At 56.7% G+C, this 7,154-nt stretch carries 7 protein-coding genes; 2 read left to right on the top strand and 5 right to left on the bottom strand.

Annotated features, from left to right (window positions below):
- Positions 1-126 precede the first annotated feature (126 nt).
- The 5 genes from V1T76_RS28965 to V1T76_RS28945 form a co-directional block, all read right to left on the bottom strand.
- The gene (locus V1T76_RS28965; protein ID WP_330564137.1) at positions 127-1,815 is read right to left on the bottom strand and encodes an ABC transporter ATP-binding protein; all 1,689 of its coding nucleotides are present in this window, start codon (positions 1,813-1,815) and stop codon (positions 127-129) included.
- Positions 1,816-1,823: 8 nt separating this feature from the next.
- Positions 1,824-2,639, bottom strand: coding sequence for a nitroreductase family protein (locus V1T76_RS28960; protein WP_330564136.1), 816 nt, complete (start codon positions 2,637-2,639; stop codon positions 1,824-1,826).
- Entirely contained in the window at positions 2,636-3,967 is a 1,332-nt protein-coding gene (locus V1T76_RS28955) for a YcaO-like family protein (protein WP_330564135.1), read from the bottom strand. The genes V1T76_RS28960 and V1T76_RS28955 overlap by 4 nt, the downstream gene beginning before the upstream one ends.
- Positions 3,904-4,686, bottom strand: a complete 783-nt coding sequence (locus V1T76_RS28950; RefSeq protein WP_330564134.1) for a TOMM precursor leader peptide-binding protein — start codon at positions 4,684-4,686, stop codon at positions 3,904-3,906. Before V1T76_RS28950 ends, V1T76_RS28955 begins: the two co-directional genes overlap by 64 nt.
- 170 nt (positions 4,687-4,856) lie before the next feature.
- Positions 4,857-5,027, bottom strand: coding sequence for a hypothetical protein (locus V1T76_RS28945; RefSeq protein WP_330564133.1), 171 nt, complete (start codon positions 5,025-5,027; stop codon positions 4,857-4,859).
- A gap of 366 nt (positions 5,028-5,393) precedes the next feature.
- On the opposite strand from V1T76_RS28945, the gene V1T76_RS28940 reads away from it, so the two are divergent.
- Together V1T76_RS28940 and V1T76_RS28935 are read left to right on the top strand one after the other, a co-directional pair.
- Positions 5,394-6,434: a protein-L-isoaspartate O-methyltransferase family protein gene (locus V1T76_RS28940; protein ID WP_330564132.1), complete on the top strand. Its 1,041-nt coding sequence runs from the start codon at positions 5,394-5,396 to the stop codon at positions 6,432-6,434.
- A 28-nt stretch (positions 6,435-6,462) separates the two neighbouring features.
- A complete protein-coding gene (locus tag V1T76_RS28935) occupies positions 6,463-6,981 on the top strand; it encodes a hypothetical protein (protein WP_330564131.1) in 519 nt (172 codons plus the stop codon).
- The last annotated feature ends 173 nt before the right edge of the window (positions 6,982-7,154 follow it).

Genomic DNA, 7,154 nt, shown 5'->3' with positions numbered 1-7,154 from the left:
GACAAGCATGGAAATCCGGTCGATTTCCTGCTCACGGCAAAGCGCAATCTGAATGAAGCTGGGCGAGAGCCTATCACACTCGATGATCAGAAAGTTCTAGATGCTGCCCAGTCCGACCCAGCCGGATCATGCGAATGACAGCAGCGGCTTGTTCACCTCATCGAAGGCAACGATCCTGTCGAAACTGGTGAAAATACCGGGGTCGTGAGTGATCACGATCACCGTTTTGCCCGAGTGCTTGCGTCGCATCAACGAAGCCACCCTGCAAGCGTTTTGGGCATCGAGGTAAGATGTCGGTTCGTCGTAGAGATATATGGAGGCCTCTCGCATCAGCGAGCGCGCCAGGACGATGCGCTGTTTCTGGCCGAGGGAAATCTGGCCACCCCCGGAACCAACCAGGCTGTCAAGCCGCAGCGATTCGGCTCCGGCATCCAGTCCCAGCTCGCAAAGAATATGTTGCATATGCTTGTGCGGGTAGTACCGCCCCATAGAGATATTGTCTGCCACAGTGGTGTTGAACACCTGAGCGTTTTGCATCTGATAAACGATGTTTGCGGCAAGCCATTCATGCGAAATGCACTCAATGGCCTTGCCGCCGATCAAGATTTCTCCCGAACATGGCTGGCGCAACCCTCTGATCAGTTGCAGGATCGTCGATTTTCCGGATCCGCTCGATCCCGAAATGCAGACATGCTCGCCGGTATCGACACGCAACGAACATCCGGAAACGGCTGGCGGACCGGACGGCGGGTAGGAGTAGGACACCGATCTGATGTCGAGATCACAGGCAGGCGCCGCCAACCTGGCCTGTGCCTTGTCCACCCGTTGATCCGGAAGCAATTCGGTCAGGAGGTTCAGCGAACTGGCCGTTCTGGACAGATCCCGCAAGGACCGTCCGAGTGCATCGAGTGGCCGGGTGATAGCTAGGGCATAAAGATACATCAAGAAGTAATCTCCGACGCCGATACCACCGGCCGAGTAGAGATAGCCCGCCACAAGGGAGGAAAGGACCAGAAAGGCCGCAATCACTCCCGCCTGCTTTAATCCAACGGCCTCTCTTTGCCTCCAGGCGAGATTGGTAACGTTCGCATAGTGCTTCATCGGTGCGGAAAGAATACCGGCCGCGAAGGCGGTCGCGCCTTCCGATTTGACGAGATCCTTGTTCTGCAGGATATCGCCTATGTAATTGAAGAGCTTTTGGACCGCCCTGACTGACTTGTTCGTTTGACGGGTAAGCGAGTTCGAGGTCAAGAAGACGACATACGTATAGGATACGGAAAACGCCAGGAAAACGGCCATGATGATGGGAGAAATCACCATCGCAACGATCACACAGACAAAAAGCAGCTCCAGAAAAATCGGCGCGATAACGAAAAGAACGCTGATCAGAAACTGACCAACAGCATAGCAGGCGTTTTGCAGCGTCGAAGCGATTTTGCCGGGCGGTTCCCGATGGATAACGCCAAAGCTGTTTTCGAAATAGCCGTTGATAAATGTCCGAACCGCGCCGTTTTGAAGGCTGGGATCCAGCGTCGCGAGATACCTGAACCGCAATTCGCCGGCAAGCCGCCCGAAGGCATCTGTCACCGCGGCGCCGAAGAGACCATAGACCACGATATTGCCGGCGCTTTGATAAACCGCTCCGTTGACTGCCATACGCACCAATAGCGGCGGAAGCACCATAGCGGCAGAAGACAGAAGTATCAAAGCGGCAAGGGGCGCCAAAGCCCGCCTGACATCCCGGTCGCCGAAAAATTCTCCCGCAGCCATGGTGTAGACGGGATGCGGCGTCAGAAAATCCGGCAGGGCCGCCATCGAACGGATCACCGCCGACCGATGAAGAGCGTGTTGACGCAGGAAACGTTCACGCCGTCCACATCCAGATACGGGTCCAGGAGATGTTCCTTGAAACCGCCCCAGAAAAGCGTTCCCAAGCCGAGCGACGTCGCCGCCTGACACAAAGCCATGGCCCCGAGCCCGGCCTCGATCATTGCGAAACGGTATCCTCTTTGCCGGTATTTCACGACAATCCGGGCCATGTTGATCGTCTGCAGGATGGCGACCCCCGGACCCGGCTCGAACTTGCCCGTGATCCCCAACGCATCCTTCATGCCGTCGAGTTCGAAATGCCGGTTCACCACAGAAAGAACATGACGGTCGCCGTCGTAATAGCAGATCGCCGTTAGTTCCGGCAGATCCAGCGGCACCACGTAGAAGTCGATCGAGAAAATGCCTCCGGGGGTGGGATAAGGTTTTTTCCTGAAGACAATCTGGTCGTCCAGCGATGAGGGTGTACGCCTGTTGACGGCAACGGCGCACAGGATGTCGGACATGTCCTGCAGCGACAACGGCCCCGCACCGAAAGACCGGCAGCTGTGACGTTGTTCGAATATGTCACAAAGACGGCTAGTCGGACGATTGGCCGCGGGCAACGCGACCGTTTCCGCCTCGGGATAAACCGTCCATGCTTGGGAGACCCTCTTGTGGCCGGCCGCCGTCGAATTGTGAAAATGTACGGATCTGCGGAACTCCACGCTCGAACGCTCGAAGAGTTTCGCCTGCTCGTTGAAAATTTCGCATTCGCGCTGATGCCAGTCGTCAAGTGATGATTGCTTGCCGGATATCATAACGTCCCTCATGGAAATGGGTGCGGGGCCAGATTGATCTCGAGAGCACCGTGCGCTCCGCGAGCCGCGACAAATTTTTTCAGCCTTCGGCTGTCCAGATTCTCAAATCCTTCGCCGCAGCTCAGTGGCTGTAGACCCGGAACCAGCACCTTCACGGCATGAAGACCAAGGTCGGCTATTTCAGGGGTCGTCAGATCGACGGCATATGCATCGTAGCCTTCGTCCGCCAGCCTCCCGATCACGTCCTCGACTGTCCGGGATTTAGGGAATTCCTGTGCTGCGGCGTGCTCTTCGCCGAAAAGCCACGATGCAGTCAGGGCGTGTTCTTCATCCAGATAATAGCGAACATGATCGAGGAAACTCGTGACCTTGCCGCTCCGCCGATCTGCGTCCGACAGCCTGAAGGACCATAACCGTGTCTGGATCGATTCCACCAAAGCCTTGATTGCCACCTCGGTGACCGCGAAGCCGGCGCTTGCTCCCAAGATGCAGGATTGCCGTTGTTCAGCAGCAACTTTCGACCGTGCCAACAGGACGGGAACACCGAATTCACAGCTTAACTCGAATATTTCCAGTGCCCAGTTTTCGGAAAGACACGGTCCGAGCTCCCGGTAAACCTCGCTTTCTGTTTCCCGGCGGCGCTCCGCCGGCCAATGCAAAAGCCAATGGCAGGCAAACGCGTCTCGCTCGATCACCTCCAGCAAGCCGCTGTCTACGGCGTCGGCAAACGTTTGCCCTACGGCCAATCCGGTCGATACCGGCTGCAGGAACTGTTCCGCCGGCGCCAGAAAGGGAGATCTGAGCCAAACCAGACTCGCGGGAATATAACGATCTTTGCGATCGCGCAGGCGTTTTGCCGGGAGCCAGGAAATAGGTTTGTCCGGATCGTAGCAACGGTATTGGAATCCCGGCCGGTCATACTGTGTATCGGCGTAGGCGATCCATTCGGCCGGCGACACAGCGCACTCGCCGAGTTCCCGGCCGGTACCGATCATTTCCCTGTTTTGATCCGCCGCGCATGCCGCGTAGCGTTCCACCGCTTCGCCGAGAGCACACCAAATCGCTCTATCGGCTTCGAATGCAGCTCCCGACGCATAGAGCGGTTTTTCATCGTAGCGAAACGGACGGCCATGAGCAGGATAGGCCAGCGGCGCAGCAAGTTGAGCCCGGTACACATGCAGCCACGGAGCGCCTGGCGGCAGGGGGGATGCCCGCAGCGATCTGAGGATACCGTAAGGCGGTATGCTCAGCGCTTCCTTGACCTGCTGCCAAGTGCTCACTGCGCAGTTTCCTTGACATCCCATGACGCGCGTGAATACCGGCTCCGCGCCGGTGCGCAATCCTCACATCTTGGAAGTTTCAAGAAAGGAAGCTTGGAACTTTCGCCGCGCAGCGCGTCGAACGTCAACACTTTGCCGAACAACGCGTCGGCATCCAGTCCCTGCGCGAAAAGATAGAGCTGAATGGCAGCCAGTTCAGCGGCAATCCTGGTCACCGCACTGGAATTCAAGCGCGTGCCGTTCGGTGTGAAATCTCCGCGCAAGGCTTGATGCTGATCGGGATTTGAGAGGCTCGCCTGCTCTCGGTGGAACAGGCAAGCGAAGCAGCCTGTTTGCCCCGGAAGCACCATGGGCCCCAAGGTGATACGGCTCCTCCATGTCGAAACAAAAAATACCGGCTTTTCGAGATCCAGCGCCAGACGATTGATCTCGAGAAAGGAGCTGTTGTGGTCGCGGCGGCTGCATCCGACGACCGCGGTTGTGCTTTCGGTGATTTCTTCGTTCACGAGACAGCCCCAAGAGCGCAGCCGGTCGCGAATTTCCGCACTTAGTTCACCGCTTCCCATTAGGCAAAATTCGGCTTTCCTATCGGCATCGCTTCCTGTGATGCCTTTGAAAAAGGAGGCCTGATCGAAAATTGCGTCCGGATAGGCTTCCGCCTTATCAACGATTACATTTTCCGATTTCAGAAACTCCCGGAACGCCTCCAGTTTCGCCGGACTGAGAAACGTCCCGGTGCCGTCTTCCGCTTTGGATATGACAGTCTCAATGTCGGACATCGAAGCAGCGATTTCGAAGGTCCGTGCGGGGGTATCGATAAGGGTCTTGCCACGTTTCCCGTCCGACCAAACCAGGACTGCAGGATGGATTCTCATAATCGTACTCCGATGAATTCCAAGGGTGGCACCCGCGCGCCTCTAGAGGCGCGCGGGTATCTTTGCCGAGCCGGTTATCCGACGTCGGACCCGCCGGTGTCGCAACCGCCACCGCCGGTGCTGCCGCCAGTGTCACAGGAATCGCAGGCATTGACCTCGTTTGCTGCCAGGTCGACATCGCTGCCGTCGCGCATCTCCGTGATGTCCGAAATCAGGTCCGACAGTTCCATGGGGATGTCATTCATAATACAACTCTCCATTGTGGAAACATACACGTTTAACACGAGTATATTTGCGCTGAGCGCGTGATTGTCCTTACTGGACAGCACCAAAGAAACTCGCATAATTTGGCCAAATTGTGGGAATAATTATCATTTCAATTAAGGAAGGCGAGGTCAAATTCGACGATGGAAGATACAGCCTTGAATAATCATCAAAATCAACTTTTACGGGAAATTATTGGCTATGTTCCGATCCGGGGCGAGCCCAAACCCATCCGGGACAGTTTGAAGGAAGCGTTCTTCCGCTATCCCAGGCACGAGTTCGTGGACCGTTTCAAACTGCCCGGAAACAGGTGGGCTGCGCCGGTAACGAAAGGTTCTCCCGGCTTCATGGAAAATATCTACGTGAACCGGCCACTCATGTATCTCGATGCGGACGGCGAGATCCTGCAGGCATCGAATTCGGAACCCGCATTCATCTTTCACCTGGCGGAGCTTCTCGACGTGCGACCCGGGCACCGGGTTCTGGAGGTCGGCTGCGGGACCGGCTGGTTGCTCGCCTTGCTTTCCCATGCGGTTGGTTCGACGGGAGAAGTTTTTGGCGTCGAAATTAACGAATATCTCGGTGCTCAGGCGCAGGCCAATATCTCCCGAATGGATATAGCCAACGCGACGGTGATGGTGGGTGACGGCTTCAAGAACATCGAAACCGCCGCCTTTGACCGGATCATCGTCACGGCGTCCGTCTACGAGGTTCCGATCAAGCTCGTTCATCTGCTTGACGAAGGCGGGCTTGCGCTCCTCCCCATCCGGAACCGGGGCCTGTCTGAAGAGGCCCAGCTTCTGCGCAAATCCGGAAACCGGCTTGAATCTCAGGTCACGCGCGTCTGCAAATTCGTCCCGATGATCGCCCACGAGGTCGGGAGCCAGGGCTATATTCTTCCCCGGCTCGAAGACAACGACACCTTTCGCGCCATCAAGCACCGGATTGCCGGCGAACGAACATCGACCTTCGGACAGGAGCACGTCAGCGACATGCTCAAGAACAGCCTCGGATTTACCGGCTACCTGTCGAAAGTAGAGCCTGATTTCAACGGGTTTGCGATCGGCGACTACAGCAGTGGCGGACTGGCCACCGCGATCTTCGGCGACCCGGACGCTTACGGTTTTGGGCTGATCAACGCTAAAAACCGGACAGCGGCGATATGGCACAAAGGCAGCGTAACCGCATATGGAACCACTCAGGCGATGGACCGTTTTTTCGAACTTGGCGCCACCTGGTCCGAACTGGGGCGGCCATCTGGATATGCGTTCGGCCTGACGGTCACCGAAAAGGACGATCAGATCGAGGACGAAGGCCCGGTATTTCCCGAACATAGGAAGGAAGTGACGCTTTGGTGGAAGCTTCGCGACCCCGCATTTCGCAAGTGACCTATTCGAAAACAGAAGGATCGTGACGATGAAATCCCTCTCTCTCCCTGCCATCATCTGCGTTTGCGCGCTATCGGCTCCCGGTTACGCCTACGACGGAGAACCGGCGCAGCGGGCCGAGCTGTTCCAGATCGAGTATGCTGGAAGTCAGGAAGACATTCCCGTAATCGACGTAATTCCGGCAAACACCCTGAAAGACGCCGAACTGCCGGAGTGGCTCATCCCTCTCTCCACCGACGACCAGCACCTCAAACCGTTCACGGGAGTGTGGAGGGGGCAATGGGAGGGCACATTGGACTCCTATTTCGTTCTGACAGAACAAAAGAATGGCCGGGTCAAGGCCTTCTATTCCTGGGGCTCGAATGCCATCACCCGGGAACCGGGAATGCGCTATGTCTGGGGCGTGATCCTCGGAGACGTGATCTTGCTGCCGGGAAACGATACCTCGGTATCGTTGACCATGCGGGAGGACGGCAATCTATTCGGATTGTTCTACAGCCGGCGTGTGCACATGCCCTCGCGGATCATCATGACCAGATCTCCGTAAGCGGTCCTTACGCGGTGACCGCAGGCAGCCGCTCTGGGCCTGTCGCAAAGTTTGTCGAGTTAACCCTGCCTTGAGATTTGACTGTTGAAAGGGCGCTCCAGAAATTGGAGTTCCGCGTCATGATTCTCAGTGCAATCGTTGAAAACTGAAACGCCAGTCGAAGGATGACTTTA

The organism is Roseibium sp. FZY0029, from assembly GCF_036350355.1.
Lineage (GTDB): Bacteria > Pseudomonadota > Alphaproteobacteria > Rhizobiales > Stappiaceae > Roseibium.
Note: the sequence above shows the minus strand (reverse complement) of the source record. Positions and strands in the feature narration are given on the sequence as shown.